Origin of the sequence: Rubrobacter tropicus (genome assembly GCF_011492945.1) — a bacterium.
In the GTDB taxonomy this organism is placed as follows: Bacteria; Actinomycetota; Rubrobacteria; order Rubrobacterales; family Rubrobacteraceae; genus Rubrobacter_D; species Rubrobacter_D tropicus.
Genome location: NZ_CP045119.1, coordinates 3,564,037 through 3,581,460 on the forward strand (window position 1 = coordinate 3,564,037; position 17,424 = coordinate 3,581,460).

At 67.3% G+C, this 17,424-nt stretch carries 15 protein-coding genes and 1 pseudogene; 5 read left to right on the plus strand and 11 right to left on the minus strand.

Annotated features, from left to right (window positions below; genetic code table 11):
• Nucleotides 1–13: 13 nt before the first annotated feature.
• The 4 genes from GBA63_RS17945 to GBA63_RS17960 form a co-directional block, all read right to left on the minus strand.
• Complete coding sequence (locus GBA63_RS17945) at nucleotides 14–886, minus strand: IS5 family transposase (protein WP_166178307.1); 873 nt, start codon at nucleotides 884–886, stop codon at nucleotides 14–16.
• A gap of 106 nt (nucleotides 887–992) precedes the next feature.
• Nucleotides 993–1,595: an HD domain-containing protein gene (locus tag GBA63_RS17950; RefSeq protein WP_166178309.1), complete on the minus strand. Its 603-nt coding sequence runs from the start codon at nucleotides 1,593–1,595 to the stop codon at nucleotides 993–995.
• Nucleotides 1,596–1,641: 46 nt separating this feature from the next.
• Entirely contained in the window at nucleotides 1,642–2,562 is a 921-nt protein-coding gene (locus GBA63_RS17955; protein ID WP_166178310.1) for a cobalamin-binding protein, read from the minus strand.
• A gap of 73 nt (nucleotides 2,563–2,635) precedes the next feature.
• Nucleotides 2,636–3,745 carry a site-2 protease family protein gene (locus tag GBA63_RS17960; RefSeq protein ID WP_166178312.1) on the minus strand — a complete coding sequence of 370 codons (1,110 nt, stop codon included), beginning with the start codon at nucleotides 3,743–3,745 and terminating at the stop codon, nucleotides 2,636–2,638.
• A gap of 68 nt (nucleotides 3,746–3,813) precedes the next feature.
• On the opposite strand from GBA63_RS17960, the gene GBA63_RS17965 reads away from it, so the two are divergent.
• Nucleotides 3,814–5,556 (plus strand): bifunctional 3'-5' exonuclease/DNA polymerase, encoded by a 1,743-nt coding sequence (locus GBA63_RS17965; protein ID WP_166178314.1) that lies wholly within the window; start codon nucleotides 3,814–3,816, stop codon nucleotides 5,554–5,556.
• 7 nt (nucleotides 5,557–5,563) lie between these two features.
• On the opposite strand, the gene GBA63_RS17970 is transcribed toward GBA63_RS17965, so the two are convergent.
• The 3 genes and pseudogenes from GBA63_RS17970 to GBA63_RS17980 all read right to left on the minus strand — a co-directional run bounded on the left by GBA63_RS17970 (nucleotide 5,564) and on the right by GBA63_RS17980 (nucleotide 9,121).
• Nucleotides 5,564–6,748 carry an MFS transporter gene (locus GBA63_RS17970; protein ID WP_166178316.1) on the minus strand — a complete coding sequence of 395 codons (1,185 nt, stop codon included), beginning with the start codon at nucleotides 6,746–6,748 and terminating at the stop codon, nucleotides 5,564–5,566.
• Nucleotides 6,749–6,953: 205 nt separating this feature from the next.
• Nucleotides 6,954–8,240 (minus strand): annotated as a pseudogene (locus tag GBA63_RS24495) (RtcB family protein); the annotation flags it as partial.
• Nucleotides 8,237–9,121 (minus strand): EamA family transporter, encoded by an 885-nt coding sequence (locus GBA63_RS17980; RefSeq protein WP_166178318.1) that lies wholly within the window; start codon nucleotides 9,119–9,121, stop codon nucleotides 8,237–8,239. The gene GBA63_RS17980 and the pseudogene GBA63_RS24495, both read right to left, overlap by 4 nt.
• A 112-nt stretch (nucleotides 9,122–9,233) precedes the next feature.
• Between GBA63_RS17980 and GBA63_RS17985 the strand changes: the two genes are divergently transcribed.
• Nucleotides 9,234–9,392, plus strand: a complete 159-nt coding sequence (locus tag GBA63_RS17985) for a rubredoxin-like domain-containing protein (protein ID WP_207956891.1) — start codon at nucleotides 9,234–9,236, stop codon at nucleotides 9,390–9,392.
• A 153-nt stretch (nucleotides 9,393–9,545) separates the two neighbouring features.
• The gene (locus tag GBA63_RS17990) at nucleotides 9,546–10,115 is read left to right on the plus strand and encodes a hypothetical protein (RefSeq protein WP_166178320.1); all 570 of its coding nucleotides are present in this window, start codon (nucleotides 9,546–9,548) and stop codon (nucleotides 10,113–10,115) included.
• Between the two features lie 208 nt (nucleotides 10,116–10,323).
• Here the strand turns inward: GBA63_RS17990 and GBA63_RS17995 are convergent, their stop codons facing one another.
• The 4 genes from GBA63_RS17995 to GBA63_RS18010 form a co-directional block, all read right to left on the minus strand.
• Nucleotides 10,324–10,848, minus strand: coding sequence for a cyclic nucleotide-binding domain-containing protein (locus tag GBA63_RS17995; protein ID WP_166178322.1), 525 nt, complete (start codon nucleotides 10,846–10,848; stop codon nucleotides 10,324–10,326).
• Nucleotides 10,849–10,861: 13 nt separating this feature from the next.
• Nucleotides 10,862–11,383 carry a cyclic nucleotide-binding domain-containing protein gene (locus GBA63_RS18000; protein WP_166178324.1) on the minus strand — a complete coding sequence of 174 codons (522 nt, stop codon included), beginning with the start codon at nucleotides 11,381–11,383 and terminating at the stop codon, nucleotides 10,862–10,864.
• Between the two features lie 135 nt (nucleotides 11,384–11,518).
• The gene (locus tag GBA63_RS18005) at nucleotides 11,519–11,881 is read right to left on the minus strand and encodes a septal ring lytic transglycosylase RlpA family protein (protein ID WP_166178326.1); all 363 of its coding nucleotides are present in this window, start codon (nucleotides 11,879–11,881) and stop codon (nucleotides 11,519–11,521) included.
• Nucleotides 11,882–12,308: 427 nt separating this feature from the next.
• Nucleotides 12,309–12,596 carry a tetratricopeptide repeat protein gene (locus GBA63_RS18010; protein ID WP_166178328.1) on the minus strand — a complete coding sequence of 96 codons (288 nt, stop codon included), beginning with the start codon at nucleotides 12,594–12,596 and terminating at the stop codon, nucleotides 12,309–12,311.
• Between the two features lie 241 nt (nucleotides 12,597–12,837).
• On the opposite strand from GBA63_RS18010, the gene GBA63_RS18015 reads away from it, so the two are divergent.
• Complete coding sequence (locus GBA63_RS18015) at nucleotides 12,838–14,613, plus strand: S9 family peptidase (RefSeq protein WP_166178329.1); 1,776 nt, start codon at nucleotides 12,838–12,840, stop codon at nucleotides 14,611–14,613.
• Between the two features lie 166 nt (nucleotides 14,614–14,779).
• Nucleotides 14,780–17,419 (plus strand): glucosidase family protein, encoded by a 2,640-nt coding sequence (locus GBA63_RS18020; protein ID WP_228282160.1) that lies wholly within the window; start codon nucleotides 14,780–14,782, stop codon nucleotides 17,417–17,419.
• The last annotated feature ends 5 nt before the right edge of the window (nucleotides 17,420–17,424 follow it).

A 17,424-nucleotide genomic window follows, 5' to 3' on the forward strand; every position in this document is an offset into this window, starting at 1 on the left:
CGTCTGAGAATTCCTACGCACGTGCCAACCTCCTCGCCATGAGCCGTGTCATCGCCGCGTGGATGAAGGCCTCCCCGGTGGCGCACAACCTTTCGTGGTCCTTGCTCATACGGCGGTTGTGGCTTATCCACGCGAAGGTCCGCTCCGCGACCCAGCGACGCGGCAGCTTCTCGAAGGCGGGGCGTTTCGGTAGCTTGCCGAGGTCCATCTCGTGCCCCTCCTTGAACCATTCCCTCGCCCAGATCCGCGAGACCTTCTCCGGCGGCGGCTTGGGGGTGCGGTTCACGACCTCGACCTCCACGCCGAGCGACTCCTCCGCCCAGTCCTTGCCCCTACCCCGGTAGCCCGCGTCGACCCACAGGTAGGAAAGGCGGCCTAGTCGTGAACGGGCCGGGTCGAGAAGACGACGGATGCCGTCCTGGTCGGGAACCCTGGCGCTGTGGACACGGGTTTCCACCAGCAGTCCCTCCGTGTCCACCAGGATGTGGCGCTTCCTGCCCCTCACCTTCTTGCCGCCATCGAAGCCCCTCTGCTCGCCCCCGACTCCCGTGGTCTTCACCGACTGCGCGTCGACGATGCCCGCGCTCGGCTCGGGATCGCGGCCCAGCCTCCCCCTCAGCCTTCGCCGTAACCCCCGGTTCATCCGTTCCCAGGTGCCGTCGATGCGCCACCTCCTGAAGTAGTGGAAGACCGTCTTCCACGGCGGGAACTCGTGCGGGAGCATCCGCCACTGGCATCCTGTCTTCAACACGTAGAAAACGGCGTCGAGGATCTCGCGTGGGCTGTGGACTCGCGGGCGTCCCCGTCGCTTCGGGGCCGGCATATGCGGCTCCAGCAGCGGCCACTCGGCGTCCGAGAGGTCCGTCTGGTATCTCTTGCTCGCCATGGGCCGGACCGTAGGCGATCCGGCGGCGCTTTTTCAGACGGTCTCTCTCGGCAGTCAACACCGTGGGCTTCGGAAACGTGAAAACTGCAGGGGTGGATCTCGCTGCCTAAAGAAGCTTCAGACCGGCCGTGGCGTTTCTGAGGTCCTCCATGAACTGGTCGGTCTCGTGGCCGCGGCGGTGGGCTATGTCCTTGCTCGTTTCGAGGATGAGGAGGTCGGGGATCTGGCGCCTCAGGCTCTCGGCGTGCCAGACGGCGGCACGAATGTCCGCCACGTCTTCCTCGGTGCCTACCATGGCGAGCACGCGGGAGAGGCCCACGACGCCGAGGTAGTCGAGGGCGACGGCGTCCTTGAGTAGGGTGGCCTCGGCCCCCGGGTTGGGGGCCGTGCCGGGCGGGTGGGCCTCGATGGCCTCCATGGCGGTCTTCGTGGCCTGCGGAGGGAAGTCCGCGTCGTTCAGGATGCGCTGGGCGACGATGGCCGAGCGCTTGGCGTGGTCCGCCGGCTCGCGCATCGCGTAGGCCTTGTACAGCCCGATGTCGTGGAGGAGCGCCGAGACGCGCAGGATCTCGGCGTCGTAAGAGATCCCCTCCGCCCGCGCCAGCTCCTCGGCCAGCGCGTGGACGCGCACGCAGTGGCCGTAACCCCAGACCGGGTGCGTCCCGACCCTGGCGACGAGCGCCTCGACCTCTTCGATGAGCGACTTCATCGGACAGAGTCTAGCGAACGCCGCGGCGCGGCGCGAGCCTCCCCGGCTACCGTGGCACCACGGACAGGCGCGAAGCGCTTCCGGCCGCGGGCGCGCCAGGGAACACCCCGGGGTGAAGGATACGGGCCAGGATCTCGACCCCCTCCACGAGCCGCGGCGCGGGCCGCGAGAAGAACGAGTTAGCGTCCACAATCCACACGCGGTCGTTTTTCACCGCCGGGAGTTCAGACCAGCCGGGCAGGGACGGGAGCGTCTTCGCCTCCCCGGCGGCGCGCGCCGCGTCGAAGCCGCAGGGCATGAGTATCAGGACCTCCGGCGCGGCCTCGAAGACGGCTTCCCACGTCAGGCGCACGGAGCGCTCGCCGGGGCCGGCGAAGAGCTCGCGTCCTCCCGCCAGGCGGACCATCTCGGGCACCCAGTGGCCGGCGGAGAACGGCGGGTCGAGCCACTCGATGCACCCGACGGCGGGGGGCCGCAACCCGGCGGCGGTCCGCTCGACGTCCCCCAGTCGCCTACGGAGGGAGTCGACGTCCCTCCTGGCTTCGTCGCCGCGGCCGACGGCCTCGCCGATCCTGATCGCGTCCCGCAGAACGTCCTCGAGGGAGGTCGGGTTGAGCACGAGGAGTTCAGGCTTGCTCCGTAGGCCGGAGACGGCTTCTTCCACGAGGCTCGTCGAGACGGCGCAGACGTCGCAGAGCCCCTGCGTTATTACGAGGTCGGGGGCGAGGCGCTCCAGGAGATCCACGTCAAGCGCGTAGATGCTCTCCTCGTCGGTGACGAGCCGGTTGACGGCGGCGTCAATCTCGGCGCCCGACTGGGTGGGATCTATTCTGGAGCTCGTGAGCCTCGGCAGCTCCTCCACGCCGGCCGGATAATCGCACTCGTGCGTGACACCGACGAGCGTCTCGGCTGCGCCCGCGAAGTGGACCATCTCCGTGGCACTCGGCAACAACGAGACTACGCGCAACCCGTCACCCTCCCAGAACCCCCACTACGAACACACTTCTGAAGCCTGAAACCTGAAACCTGATGCCTCTCCCCTACCTGCCTGGTTTGCGGAGGTTGCGCAGGAGGGCCGCCTGGCCGACGTCGTCGGTCGTGAGCATACCTACCAAATCGCCGTCCTTTACGACGGGGACGGCGCGGAGGCCGCTCTCCTGCAGGATGCGGTTGCCGTCGGTGAAGAGGTCGGCGTCCGGGGAGACGGTCGGAAACTCCGTCTTCATCAGGTCGCGCACGCTCGAGAAGCGCTCCGGGGAGTGGGCCGCGGCCATGATCTCACCGCGCGTAAGGATGCCGACGAGCCGCCCGTCCTCGTCCACCACCGGGAAGTCTTCCTGGTAGCCGTGAAGTACGGCCTCGAAGACCTGGCCGAAGTTGTGGTAGGGCGTGACGGTCTCCGTGCGGCGCTTGGTGCCCATCACGTCGGAGACGAGCAGCCCCCGCATCGTCTCCCTCTGGCGGACCATCTGGGCCTCGCCGCTCGCCCCGAAAAAGATGAACAGGGCGACGAAGGCGAGCAGGAAGTTGTTGGTGGTAAAGGCGAGTATGAAGAAGCCGACGGCGAAGACCTGTCCCACGGCGGAGGCGATGTCCGTCGCCCGCACGGCGCCGAGGTTCGTGGCGAGCAGGCCGCGCAGGATGCGGCCCCCGTCCATCGGGAAGGCCGGTATGAGGTTGAAGACCGCGAGCGCCACGTTCATGAGGCCCAGGTAGGCGAGCACCTGCCCCACGGAAGTGGCCCCCTGCAAGACGTTCACGGAGCCCAGGAGGTCCGCGCCGAGCAGGAGGGCGGCGCCGAAGAAGATCGGGGCCAGAACCACGTTGACCAGAGGGCCGGCGATGGCGATCTTGACCTCGTCCCACGGGTTCTCCGGCAGCGTCTTGAGCCGCGCCAGGCCGCCTATGGGAAGGAGCGTTATGTCAGGGACCTCGATGCCGAGCCTCTGGGCGACCAGCGAATGACCGAACTCGTGCAGCAGCACGCAGAAAAAGAGCGCGACGATGATCCCGGACGTCACGAGCGCCGCGCCGACGTTGCCGCCGCCGCTGAGCCCCAGGTAGAAAAAGAAAGCGAGCAGCAAAAAGAAGGTCCAGTGGACCCTGACTTCGATCCCGAAAACCCGGCCTATCTTGAAAGATCCGCCCACGGTTTGGATTTTACCCCACCCCGGTCTCCGCTACGTGATCCCTGTCCCACCCCTGCTAGAATCCGACGATGGAGGAAAAGACCGCGAACTACACGCTCGTCACGGACCCGAAAGAGCTCCCCAGGGTCGTAAACGCGCTTGAAGAGGCTGGGGCCGTCGGCGCCGACACGGAGACCACGAGCCTCTCCCCTAGAGACGGCGAGGCCCGTCTCCTCCAGCTGGCAACCCCGGACGAGACCTTCATCATCGACCTCTTCGAGGTCAGGGACATCTCGCCCCTCAAGGAGGTACTCGAAGGCGGCCCGGTCAAGATCTTCCACAACTCAAAGTTCGATTTTCAGTTTCTGAAAGAGCTGCACGGCATCTCCGCAGCCCCCGTCTTCGATACGATGCTCGCGGCGCAGCTTCTGGACGGTGGCCGGCAGGGCGCGGCCTACGGGTTGGATGCCGTCGCGGAACGCTACCTGGACGAGTCGCCGGACAAGTCCGAGCAGCGCAGCGACTGGTCGGGGAAGCTCACGGGGCGCCAACTGGAGTACGCGGCGCGCGACGCGGCCGTGCTCTTGCCGCTTCGCGAGAAGCTTTTGGAGGCGCTCGAAGCGGAGGAGCTGGTACGGGTCTCGAAGATAGAGTTCGCGGCGGTCTCGTCCATAGCGGAGATGGAGCTTGCGGGGGTCAAGCTCGACGTCGGGCGGTGGAAGGAGTTGGAGAAGACCGTCAGGGAGCGGCGCGACGAGGCGGCGCTGGCGCTTGAGGCCCATTTCCCCGAGCCCGAGGGCGTGTTGCCGCTTGAGGGGTTGGGGCCCCGGCTCAACCTGAACAGCCCGCAGCAGATCACGGACGCTTTCAGGTCCATCGGCATCGAGCTGGCCGACACGAAGGTCTGGACGCTCCTGAAGGTGGACCACCCGGCCGCGAGGGATCTTCTCCGCTACCGCGAGCTCCAGAAGAAGCTCGGCACCTACCTCGAGACCTACCCGAAGTTCATCCACCCGAAGACCGGGCGCATCCACGCCAGCTTCCTGCAGTGCCGGGTGCCCACCGGGCGCCTCGCGTGCGCGAGCCCGAATATTCAGCAGATCCCGCACGAAGAAGAATTCCGCCGCTGCTTCGTCGCCGAGAACGGCTACACCCTGGTAATAGCCGACTACTCCCAGATAGAGCTTCGTATCCTGGCGGAGGTCTCGGACGACCCGGCCTTCGTGAGCGCCTTCCAGAAGGGCGAGGACCTGCACAGCCTCACGGCGGCGACGATGTACGGCGTGTCGATGGAGGAGGTAACCAAAGACCAGCGCTCGGACGCCAAGCGCATAAACTTCGGCCTGATGTACGGCCGCGGCGCCAAGAGCCTCTCGGCCCAGCTCGGCACCGACGAGGCCCGCGGACGCCAGCTCATAGACGAATACTTCAACAACTACCCCAAGGTCCAGCGCTACCTGCAACGCACCGCCAACCGGGCCACCAGGGACAGAACCTTGCGGACCCTCGCCGGGCGCGTTAGAAAGTTCAGCAACGACCCCGTCGAGGACGACCGCGGCGCGATGAGGCGCGAAGCGATGAACTACCCGATCCAGGGTAGTTCAGCCGACATAGCGAAGCTCGCCCTCGCGTACATAAGCCGCGATCTGCGGGGCCTGGACGCCCGCCTCGTCAACTCCATCCACGACGAGTTCGTCGTCGAGTGCAGGGAGGAGTTGGCCCCGGAAGTCTCGGAGAAGATGCGGGGCGCGATGACGCGCGCCGGGGAGCGTATCCTGGAGAAGGTGCCGGTGGAGGTCGAGGTCGTCGTCTCGCGGGAGTGGACGAAGTAGCCGATAGCTAACCCCGTTCCGGCACGGTCTCCGGTCTTCTTCTCGCTTTGGTCGTGAAGAGCAAGACCACCAGGGCGCACACCGCGCAAAGGGCGCCGGTCCACCCGAGGGTGGCGAGCGAGCCGTGGCCGAGGGCCAGGGCACCGAGGCCGGCGCCAGCTCCCTGTCCGAGGTAGATGGCCGAGGCGTTGAGGGACAGGGCTATGTTGCGGGTTCGGGGCGCGAGCTGGGCGACGCGGTACTGCTGCAGGGGGTTTAGGGCGAAGCCGGCGACACCCCACACCGCGAGCGCGGCGATTGTGGCGGGCAGGACGAGCGCGGTACCGGCGAGCGCGACGAGGAGCGAGAAGCCGAGCAGGGAGAGGGCGAGCAGGGCCAGTATCGTCGCCATGAGCGGGGCGTAGCCGATGTGGTCCGCGCCGTAGCCCCCGAGGCCGTTTCCGAAAAGGGCCGCGACCCCGAACAGGAAGAGGAGTCCGCTCACGCCGGCGCCGCCGAAGCCCGTGATCTCGGCGAGCAGCGGGCTCACGTAGGTGAAGACGACGAACCCGCCCATGAGCCCGAGCGTCGTCAGGCAGAGGGCCGCCACGACGGCAGGCTGCTTCAGCGCGTCGATCCTCTCGCGCAGGCTGACGACCGTCTGGGCCTCGACGGGCGGCAGAAGAGACCGGATGCCGACCATGGCGACGACGCCGAGGGCCGCCACCATCACGAACGTCATCCGCCAGCCCGCGTAGGTGCCTATGATCGAGCCCAGAGGAATCCCGAGCACGAACGACACCGTGAGCCCGCCCGTTATGAACGAGATCGCCCTCCCCCGCCCCTCCGGCGGGGCCAGACCGGCCGCCACCGCGAGCGCCGTCGGCGTAAAGACCGCCGCCCCGAACGCCGCGAGCACGCGGCAGGCCAGCAAGAGCCCGAAGGTCGGGGCGAAGACCGCGGCCGCGTTCGCCAGCGCGAACACGGCCATCGCCGCCACGAGTATCCGCCGCGGCGCCACGCCGCCGGCCAGGGTGACGAGCACCGGCGAGCTTACCGCGTAGGTCACCGCGAAGACCGTCACCAGGTTGCCCGCGGCGCCCACGGAGACGGAGAGGTCCCTGGCGACGCCTTCGAGCAACCCCGCGAAGACGAAGCTCCCCGTCCCGAGCGCGAACGTCCCGAGCGCGAGCACGAGCAGACGGAGCCTCACGCGGGTAGTCCTTTCCCCCGGTTCGGACGAAAAGCCGCGGGCCTAGACGGCATTCTACTTCCGCTTCTTCTTTGTTCTCGGTCCGCCGCCGGCGTCCATGCGCACGATCTTCGGGTGAACCTCCCGACGAGATCCACGAGATCCCCTGCAGCGAAACGACGGTCTCGACGTCCTTGTACGCCATCGGGGCCTCGTCCAGGGAGCCGCCAACTAATGTGATCCCACGCTCCGCCAGATACCCCCTCCAGCGCTCTTCGGAGAGCGTCTTGAACGCCCGGGTGCGGCTCATGCGCCTGCCGGCGCCGTGGGCCGCGGAGTTTATGGAACGCTCGTCCCCCCTGCCGCGCACGACGTAGCCGGAATCCCCCATCGAGCCGGGGATCACACCCATGACCCCCCTGCCCGCCGGCGTCGCCCCCTTGCGATGGACGAGCACCTCCTTGCCGCGCCACTCTTCTACCCAGCAGTAATTGTGGTGGTTCTCGACCTTCGCCAGAACCTGCTCGCCGAGGGCGCGCGAGACCTTGTCGTGGATGACGGCGTGGTTGGCCGAAGCGTACCGGCCCGCGAGTTGCATGGAGAGCCAGTATTCCTCGCCCTCCTCGCTTCTGAGGTCGAGCCAGGCGAGGTCTGCGACGCTCTTGTCGAGCGTCGGGTGCCTGTCTTTGGCTATCCTGGAGTAGCGGTTGGCGATCCTGAACCCGACCCCCCGGCTCCCCGAATGCGAGAGCAGCGCCAGGTACTCCCGCCCCGGCGCAAACACGCCCCCATCGTCCTCTTCGAGCGCCTCGAAGGCCCCAAACTCCACGAAGTGATTGCCCGACCCGGAGGTGCCGAGCTGCGCCACGCCGGTGTCCTTCAAACCCCGCAGAAAAGACGTGGCCTCCCACGCCGGGTCGTCGAGAACCTCGTGCTCGGGACGGCGCCCTTCCTCGTACTTGGAACCGGCCCCGAAGTTAGTGTTGCGGAGCAGCACGTCGGTGAGGTCGTCCCTTCTGTCTTCGATGAGGTCGGACGATATTTCGTATACGGACAAACGCATGCGACATGCGATGTCCACGCCCACGGCCCAGGGTATGACGGCGCCCTCGGTGGCGAGGACGCCGCCGACGGGGAGGCCGTAGCCGAGGTGGGCGTCGGGCATGAGGGCGCCGCCGACGGAGACGGGGAGGCGCATGGCGTTCTCCATCTGGGCCGCGGTGCCCGGCTCTATCAGGCCTGCGCCCCAGACGCCGTAGGACAGCGGCTCGTCCCGCAACTCGTCGTTCGAAGCCCTGGTCTCGGCCTCCTGGAGCCCGATCAGCTCGCGGGCCAGTGGTTCGAGGGCGGGGTCCGTGGCCGCGTCGGGGGCGGCGCGGGTCTTCTCCAGCTCGCGGAGGATGGAGTCGTCGTCCATGCCGGCCGCGCGGAGTTTTTTGGCGGCGGCGAGGGCGAGGCCTATGGCCGGCCCCTCGGGCCAGCCGAGGTCTATCAGGCTCTTTCCGCTGATCATGATCCCCCTTTCGCGAAGAGCGAGGCCCCGGCGGCGGCCACGGTGACGAGCCCGATGGCGACGACGGCGCGGATGCCGAGCAACTCGTCGAGGACCAGGAAACCGACGAGGGCGGCCACGGCCGGCTCCAGGCTCATCAGGACGCCGAAGACGCGGGTCGGGAGTTTTCTCAGGGCTTCCAGTTCGAGGGAGTAGGGAACCGCGGAGGAGAGGAGCGCGACGCCGAGGCCCGCGAGCAAGAGCTTCGGGTCGAGGAGGGCGTATCCGCCGTCGGAGATGCCTATGGGAAGAAGCAAGAGCGTTCCTACGCACAGTGAGATCACGAGCCCCGTACCGCCGGGGAACACCCCCCCGACTCTGGCGCTCAGAAGTATGTAGGAGGCCCACAACACCCCGGCGAGTAGCGCGAAAGCGACGCCCACGGGGTCGAGGTCGTTACCACCTAGCACGTCGAGGGGCGCGAGAAGGACGATGCCCGTGGCTGCGAAGACTACCCAGAGCCCGTCGAGCAGGCGACGCGACCCGGCGACGGCCACGCCCAGGGGACCCAAAAACTCCAGCGTAACGGCTACGCCGAGCGGTATGCGGTCGATGGCGAGATAGAGCGAGAGGTTCATCCCCGCGAGCACGACCCCGAAGAGGGCGGCGAGCGCGTACTCCCGCCCGGCGTAGCCGCGCAGGTTCGGGCGCCACAGGAGGAGCAGGACGAGGGCTGAGAGTGAGATCCTGAAAAGCACCGTCCCGCCGGGACCTACGGCGTCGAAGAGCCCCTTGGCGATGGCGGCCCCAAACTGCACCGACCCGACGGAGAGCAGCACGAGGACCGTCGGCGGGATGCCCCGCGACCGCTTCGCAGGGTCGGCTGTCGGGTCCTTCTGCAAGACGGGGTGGGCCTCTCGGATCGCTTCCGTGAAACGGAGAGTCTAGCACCGGCGCAATAAACGTCCCCCTATCCGGGTAACGTAGACCCCAGGCCAGATGAGAGGAGATCCAATGACGGACCAGACCAACCCGCGGGGCGAGGCGGAACCCCTGAACTGGGCCTGCACCAACTGCGGCTACCGGGTCGAAGGCGAACCTCCCCCCGAGAAGTGCCCCGACTGCGGCGCGGACAGGGAGATGTTCGACGAGGTGCCCGTACCAGGGTTCTAGTCAGCACGCTGCGCCCTTCGGGCTCCGCTTGTCAGCCCGGCGCTTCGCGCCTCATCAGCATTTCAGCCTGTCAGCTTCTCTCGGGTGTGGCGGGGATTTTAGGCGGTCACGAGGACGGTTGTACTGGGTTTGCGCGTTGGATAGGATGGGGCTGTGGATCTGGTGACCCTGGCGCAGATCGTCACCGCGGTGACCAACGGGTTCTTCGTGATCGTGCTGGCGGCCGGCTACTATTTTACGTGGCGGGTGAGCCAGCAGACGCTTCGCGAGATGCGGGAGCAGCGCACGGCGATGGGCCGGCCGCTCGTGATCGTGCAGGAAGACTACGACGGCCTGCCCGAGCTCGACGTGACGATCCGGAACGTCAGCGAGGGCGCGGCCAAGGACATAACCTTCGAGTTCTCGGCCCCGATAGAGAACTCTGGCGGTTTCGTCATCTCTGAGTTGCCGTACTTCAGGGACGGCCTGGACTTCCTGCCGCCGCACGGCGAGATCTCCTGCTACTGGGACGACCTGGACGCCCTGATCCCATACCTCAAAGAGAAGGACCTCGGCGCCGGCATCCACGTAATCGTCCGCTACAAGGACCTCTCCGGCACGCCCTACGAAAGCCGCTGGCGCCTCAACCCCTTCCTCTACAAGGACACCCGCCTGGTAAAGCGCAAGGGCATGGCCGACCTCGTAAGGGCCGTGGAGAAACTGCATCGCCCTTCGGGCAGCTAGTCGCCCTGCGGGCAGCTTGTCAGCTTTCAGCCGTTCAGAACCTGACCGGGCCGCGCACCGCGCGGCGGTGCGGGTACCGGAAAACGTGGCGCGTTCAGACGACTGGCTGACTGCTGAAAGCGAGGGCCGAAGGCCCGAAGCGTGCTGACGAGGCGCGAAGCGCCGGGCTGAAAGCCTGCGAAGCAGGCGCGCGGCGAGCGAAGCTCGCCTAGAAGCTCCAGTCGCGGGCGAGGCGGTCGCGGAAGACGTCCGCGTCGCCGCCGCCGGCCTGGGCGTCTTCGAGGCGGGATATGACCTCGGCGACCGTCTCGTCCGTCTTCGCCATGCGTTCGGCGAGGGTGCGCCCGATCTCGAAGACGAGCTTGCACGCGGCGGGCGAGTCGTCGTCGAGCATCTGGAGCAGCCTGTCCCTGTCGATACCGTGGGCCTCGACGGGCGTAACGGCCTCGACGGTGGCGGCGGCCCGGGGCTCGGTGAGGAGGCCCATCTCGCCGACCACGGTCGGCGCCGGGACGGTCGCCAGGTGCTGGCGACGCCTGCGCAGGATCTTCTTGTGGACCTCGACGGTGCCCGACGTGATGACGTAGAGCCTCTCCTCCGGGCCGCCCTCACGGAAGATCTGCTGCCCCGCGTCGAAGTACGCGGGCTCCATCAACCCTTCGAGCTCGGCCCTCTCTTCGTCGTCCAGGTGCCGGAAGACCGGCACCGCCCCGAGGTCTGGCGTCTCCTGCACTCCCACTCCTCCCCTACACGGACCAGTCTGTTATCAGCCTGTCGCGGAAGGCCTCCACGTCGGTCTCCCCCCGCCGCTCCAGCTCCCTTATCGCCTCGACTACCTCCTCGTCCAGGCGCGTGAGCCTACGGGCAAGCGTGCGGGCGATGCGGTAGGAGAGCTTGAAGGCCGCGGGACGCCCCTCCTCCACCATCCGGCGGAAGGTCTGGCGCGGGATCTTGACCCCCCTCACGTCGCCCACGGCCGTCACCGTCGCAGACGCCCCGCTCTCCCCGAGCAATCCCCTCTCCCCGACCACCGTGGGCTCGTCCCCCGCCTCTATCTCGGCCAGCAGCCGGTCCCGATCCCCCGCCAGGCGTTTCCTTACCTCGACCTTTCCCGAAGAGAGCACGTACAGACTCCCAGGCTCGGCCCCCTCAGAGATGATCGTATCCCCCGCCCCGAAAGACACGGGCTCGGAGACCTCGGCGAACTCCTCCCTCTCTTCTTCGGTCAGGAACTCGAAGAACCTGACCCCCTGCAACCCGTCGTCCACCGTCCCTCACCCTTTCCGAAGCCTCCGCCTGCGCATTATATGCCCGCCGCCACCCCGGCGAAAATACCGCAACCAAAAAGGGAGGGAGCGGCGATATCGCCGCTCCCTCCCGGGAACCTCGGATGGTTCGAGGCCCTACCCGATGACCTGAACGTCAACGTAATCCACGCCGGCGTAGGTCAGGCCGATCTCATCGGCCGCCGCCTGTGACAGGTCGAGCTCCCGCCCTCCCGCGTACGGCCCGCGGTCGGTGACCTCCACGACCGTGGAATAGCCGCCGTAGCTGACGAGCAACTCCGTACCGAACGGGTACTGCAGCGAAGCAGCCGTGTACTCGGTGTACGGCTCGAAGACGTCGCCACTCGCGGTGAGGTTGCCTTCGAGGCCCGGCCCATAGTAGCTCGCGAGCTGGGTGTCGGCCGCGGCACTGTCTTGCAGGGCAGCCAGCGAAACAACCATCACGCCAGCCACCATGATCATCTTGAGAAAAGACTTCACTAGGAGTCCCCCTCCAGATTGCTTGCACAACAGCCCAAGACCCTACTAGCAATAGTCAGAGTTACAAGCTAGTACAAGTTGGTTTTAATCTGATTTAGGGGGTATTTGTGAACTCTTTACATCACCCGCATAGGGTATTTTCGAGGCTTCTGACACTACATGTTGTGGTTTTTCGCGGGGCTCCCCGCGCGTTTCCAGACGCGAGGGTCACGAGCAATCGGCGGGGGTATGGGGGTTGTGGCCAAAGCGGTCTGCAAACAGGGTGAACCTGTCTGTGAAGCTCTCAGTTCTCAGCCGTCAGCTTTCAGCCATCAGCTTTCGGCCGAAGACAAATTGCTGACGGCTGATAGCGAAGGCCGTAAGGCCGAAGCGGGCTGACTGCTGACGGCGCGGTTTTCAGAAGCTGATTGCGCTCCTGAAAACCGCTCTAGGCGGGGTTCCGGTAGCGGTCGGCGCGGGCCTGTATCTCGGGCGTCTTGCGATCGGCGCGGCGTTGGGCGCCGCGGGGCATCTTTCCCGAGGCGGCGAGCCTCAGGAAGGCTTCGCAGACGCGGAGGGCTTCGGCGTGGTCGCGGCGGCGCTCGTAGATGGAGGCGAGCCGCTCGTAGGGGTGGCTGCCCACGAAGCCCTCGGCCACGCTCTTTTCGTAGAGGGCGATTGCCCGCTGGGGGTCGCCGTTCTGTTCGGCCCGCTCGGCCTCCTCGTTGCGTTGCATGGCCGCGTCGAAGTTGCGGAGGGGGTCGTCTTCGGTGCCGATCCTGGCGCGTTCGTCGGGATCCAGGCCGTACAGGGGCGAGGGCTCCTTCTTGGCCGGCTGTTCTTCGCCGCCGAAGATCTTTCGCAGGCGTCTGAAAACCAGGGCGTACCTCCGGATCTCTTGTCCGCCAGTATAACCGGGTTCGGGTGGTCCGGGCTGTGCTTTAATCCGGCTTCCGTGGAGTAAGAAGGGAGACGCTTTGGCCTACGAGTTCGGCAGGTATCTGAAGATCCGGGGCGCGTGGGGCGCGAGCTGGTCGCCGGACGGCCGCAGGGTCGCTTTTTTGACCGAGATCACGGGCATCCCTCAGGTATGGGAGGTCCCCGCGAAGGGCGGCTGGCCGGAGCAACTCACCTTCCACGAGGAACGAGTCTCGGGCGCCGAGTACTCCCCTACGACGAACGGGCTCCTCTTCGGCATGGACGCGGGCGGCAACGAGCGCTCCCAACTCTTCCTGCTGAACGGCGGCGAAGAACGCGACCTCACGCGGGACCCGGGCGCCATCCACTACTCCGGCGGCTTCTCCCCCGACGGAGAACGCGTTGCCTTCGCGGCCACCCGCCGCAACGGGACGGACTTCGACGTCTACGTGCAGGGGCTCCCCGATGGAGATCCCGAACTGGTCTGGGAGGTCTCCGGCTACCACACCGTCTCGCGCTGGAGCCCGGACGGCTCGTTTCTAATAGTCTCCCGCCACCACTCCAACGTGAACAACGACCTCTACAGGTTGGATCTCGCAAGCGGCGAGGCGGCGTTGTTGACGCCGCACGAGGGCGACGCCCGCTTCGGGTCGGCAAACGTCACACCGGGCGGTGATTCACTGTACCTGGCGACGGACCGGGACGGGGACTTCGTCAGGCTCGCGCGGCTCGACCTGTCCACGCTCGGCATCGAGTACCTCACCCCCGACGACCACGACGTCGAGGAGGTCGAGCTCTCGCGGGACGGGCGTTACCTCGCCGTGACCCGCAACGTCGGGGGCTACTCGGACCTACTGCTCTTCAACGGCCGCGGCGGGCGGATGCCAGACCCGGACGTCCCGCGCGGCATCGTCGGCGGCCTCGCCTTCTCGCCCGACTCGAAAAAGGTGGCCTTCACGCTCACGGGGCCAGCCCGCAACCCGGACGTGTGGACCCTGGAGCTCCCGGACGGGGAGGCCAACCGTCTGACCCGGTCCTCCACGGCCGGTATACCGCCGGGAAGCTTCCGCCGGCCCGAGCTCGTGCGCTACCCGAGCTTCGACGGGCGCGAGATCCCGGCCGTCTTCTACGAGCCTGACGAAGCCGGGGAGAACGCGCCCGTGATCGTAAACGTCCACGGCGGCCCCGAGAGCCAGTCGCGGCCCGCGTTCGCCCCCGTTACGCAGTACCTGCTCGGCCGAGGCCACGCCGTCTTCTCCCCCAACGTGCGCGGCTCGACCGGCTACGGCAAGGCCTTCACGCATCTCGACGACGTGGGGCTCAGGATGGACTCCGTGAAGGACCTCGCCCACGCCGCACACTGGCTGCGGGGGAGGGGGCACGAGAAGATAGCGGTCATGGGCGGCTCCTACGGGGGTTTCATGGTGCTCGCGGCGCTCACGGAGTACCCGGATCTGTGGAGCGCGGGGGTGGACATCGTGGGCATCGCCAACCTCGTCACCTTCCTGGAGAACACCGGCTCTTACCGAAGGGCGCTGCGCGAGCCCGAGTACGGTTCGCTGGAGAGAGACCGCGAGTTTCTGGAGTCCATCAGCCCCATTCACAAGGCCGACAAGATCACGGCCCCCCTCATGGTCATCCACGGCAAGAACGACCCGCGGGTGCCGGTGGGCGAGGCGGAGCAGATCGTGGAGAAGGTCCGCGAGAACGGCGGCGCCGTCGAGTACCTGCTCTACGAGGACGAGGGGCACGGCCTCGCCAAACTAAAGAACCGCCTCGACGCATACCCGAAGATAGCCGCATTCCTGGACGATCACCTCAAGGCCCCGGTATGAGCTGACACGGCGGGGCTTTCGACCACCGTAGACGCGAGGACGGGACAGCCGCGATCCCCCACGGAGGCCGCCCCACTGCACGCATCTTCAATCACATTGACTCACAGAACACGTGTCTGTAGACTTTGCGCTTACCTTTACAAATCTCTCGGGGGAAAGGTAAAGCATGGTTTCTAGGTTTGGCCCTCTGGGCGTCTGGTCCGTGGCGGGTGGGATGCTTTTCGGGTTGCTGCTCGTGGCGCTCGCGCTGCCGGCGGGGGCGCAGACGGGACCGGTAGACGACGGGCCCTCGCTCTCCGTAAGCGATCGCCTGGAGGACCGCCGGTACGTGGCGACGGGGTCGAGGGGGTACGTCGTCGGGACCGAAGACGGGCGGTTCCCGGCCATGGGGTTCCATACCAGGGGCGAGATGGGCGGGGTGTGGACGCCCCCGATCAAGCTGCTCGACGGCCTCTGGTTCGGTATAGGAGAAGACTGGATCGGGCCCGCCGAGAAGTTCACGGGCGGCTACGGCCACGTCGAGATGGAGCTGCCGGGCCCGGACGGCCTCTCGATACGGAGGACGGACTTCGTCCCCGACGGCAAACGCTCCGTCCTCGTCGGCCTCACCTTCGAGTCGGAGGGCGCGCGGACCGTCGACCTCAAGATGGACGCCCACTCCGAGCTGATGGGCGCCTACCCCTGGGGCGAGACCACCCCGAACCAGAAGACGTTCAACCTCCAAGACGAGGTTTCCGTCGAGGGCGGCAGGCTCGTCTTCCGCGAGCAAGGGACGCCGCCGGCCGAGAACGCGCTTCCGCACGACTGGGCGGCCGTCGTCGGCTCCAGCCTGACGCCGACGGGGAGCGAGACCGGCGAGGACTACAGGGGACCGCAGGACCCGGCCGAGGTCTGCCCCGCCCCGCCCGCCCCGAACGCGGAGCCACCGGGCGGCTGCGACGACACGGAGTTTGGCAAGGGCAAGGGCGGCCAGCTCCGCTACGAGGTGGGGCTGGCCGCCGGCGAGGCGAGGACCGTCTGGTTCGCCGTCTCGGGCGCGGACTACGACGGTGAAAACCCGGCCGACGCGAAGGCGGCGGCGCTCTCGGCAAACGAGGCAGCGCTGGCCGACCCGGACGCCCTGCTCGAGGAGAAGGTCCTCTCGCGGACCGGGCTGGCCGAGAACACCAGGCTCTCGTTGCCCGACGACCGCAGGCTGCAGCGGAGCATCGAGTGGAGCAAGCAGAACCTCGCGGACTCCGTGCAGACGGCGAGGGACCTGGAGATCCGGGAGACCAACGCGGGCGCAAACTACCCGGCGCCCGAGGGCGACCTCGAGAAGATGCGCTTCCTCGGGGCGGGCTTCCCGGACTACCAGTGGCTCTTCGGGACGGACGGGGAGTACACCGCCTTCGCGAGCGTCGGCGTCGGGCAGTTCGGGCCGATCAAAGACCACCTCAGGGCCCTGCGGGACGTAAGCCTCATAGACAACGGCCGCTCCGGCAAGGTCGTCCACGAGGTAGTCACGGACGGGACGGTCTTCTTCGGGTCGAACGCTGACGACGGCAACACCGACGAGACCTCCAAGTTCCCGAGCGCGGTCGCCCTGCTGTGGCGCTGGACCGGCGACGACGCCTTCCGCGACGAGATGTACGGTTTCACGAAGCGGAATATGGAGTACGTGTTCCGCGAACTCGACGAGGACGGGGACCTCTGGCCGGAGGGCCTCGGCAACGTCGAGCGGGCCGGGATGGGCGAGGAGAAGCTCGACAACGCCGTCTACACCATCCGGGGCCTCTATGATCTCGCGGACATGGCGAGGAGCAAGGGCGACGGGGAGACCGTGAGGTGGGCGACCTCGCGCGCAAGAGTCATGGAGCGGCGCTTCGAGGACGCCTGGTGGTTCGGGCGGGAGGGTGCTACGCAGTACGCCGACTCGCTCGACCGTTCGCCCGTCGGCGGTGCCAACGAGAAGATCTTCCAGCGGCACTGGATCGGGGGCACCCCCATGGACGTGGAGTTCCCGTCGGGCAGAGGGGAGGTCCGCCCCGGCCTCGCCTCGCGCGCCCACGGCAACGCGGCCCTCGACGAGCGCGAGCTGGACTGCTACACGGGCCGCTTCGGCATGTTCCACACGGGCACTGGCCCAACCAGCGCGGAGGGCGGCAACAGGGGCGCGAGTTGCGACAGGCACCTCTCTGAGGTGCAGAGCGAGCGAAACATCTTCACGCTCAACACCGCCATCATGGCCGTCGGAGAGGGCAACTACGGCAGGCTCGGCGAGGACCAGCAGCAACACTACGCCGACGCCAACGCGGATCTGCAGCTCATCCCGGACGAGCAGCCGGGCGCCATGCCAGAGATAGCGCCCTCCCCGGACTACGCGGCGGGCGGCTCGAAAGACAGACCCTTCAACGAGCGGGCGATGGTGCTGCAGGCGTGGGGTGCCTACGGCACGATCTGGCCCGTCGTCCACCAGTGGCTCGGCGTCCGTCCGGACATGGGCCGCGGCGAACTCGCCGTCGTCCCCCAGGTCCCACCCGGCTCCCCCGCCATCTCGGGTAGGAACATAAGGCTCGGAGGCGGCTCCGTCCGCGTCGAGGCAGAGGCCGAAGGCAGGACCTACCGCACCACCGTCCGCCCGAACGTGGCGCTGGACGGGCTGACCCTCGGGCATACCGTCCCGCGCTCGGAGTCGGTCCGCTCCGTCACCCTGAACGGTGAGAGGGTCCGCTACAAGGTAAACACCACAAACCGCGGCAAGGAGGTGCTAGCCGGGGCCCCGACGCGCGGGGAGCAGGAACTGATAATCAAGACGTCCAGGTAGGGCTA

What these genes read in the sequence shown, in the direction of transcription:
- GBA63_RS17945 (WP_166178307.1), bottom strand. Translation starts at nt 886, where the DNA reads ATGGCGAGCAAGAGATACCAGACGGACCTCTCGGACGCCGAGTGGCCG.
- GBA63_RS18020 (WP_228282160.1), top strand. Translation starts at nt 14,780, where the DNA reads ATGGTTTCTAGGTTTGGCCCTCTGGGCGTCTGGTCCGTGGCGGGTGGG.
- GBA63_RS17965 (WP_166178314.1), top strand. Translation starts at nt 3,814, where the DNA reads ATGGAGGAAAAGACCGCGAACTACACGCTCGTCACGGACCCGAAAGAG.
- GBA63_RS17985 (WP_207956891.1), top strand. Translation starts at nt 9,234, where the DNA reads ATGACGGACCAGACCAACCCGCGGGGCGAGGCGGAACCCCTGAACTGG.
- GBA63_RS18010 (WP_166178328.1), bottom strand. Translation starts at nt 12,596, where the DNA reads ATGCAACGCAACGAGGAGGCCGAGCGGGCCGAACAGAACGGCGACCCC.
- GBA63_RS17950 (WP_166178309.1), bottom strand. Translation starts at nt 1,595, where the DNA reads ATGAAGTCGCTCATCGAAGAGGTCGAGGCGCTCGTCGCCAGGGTCGGG.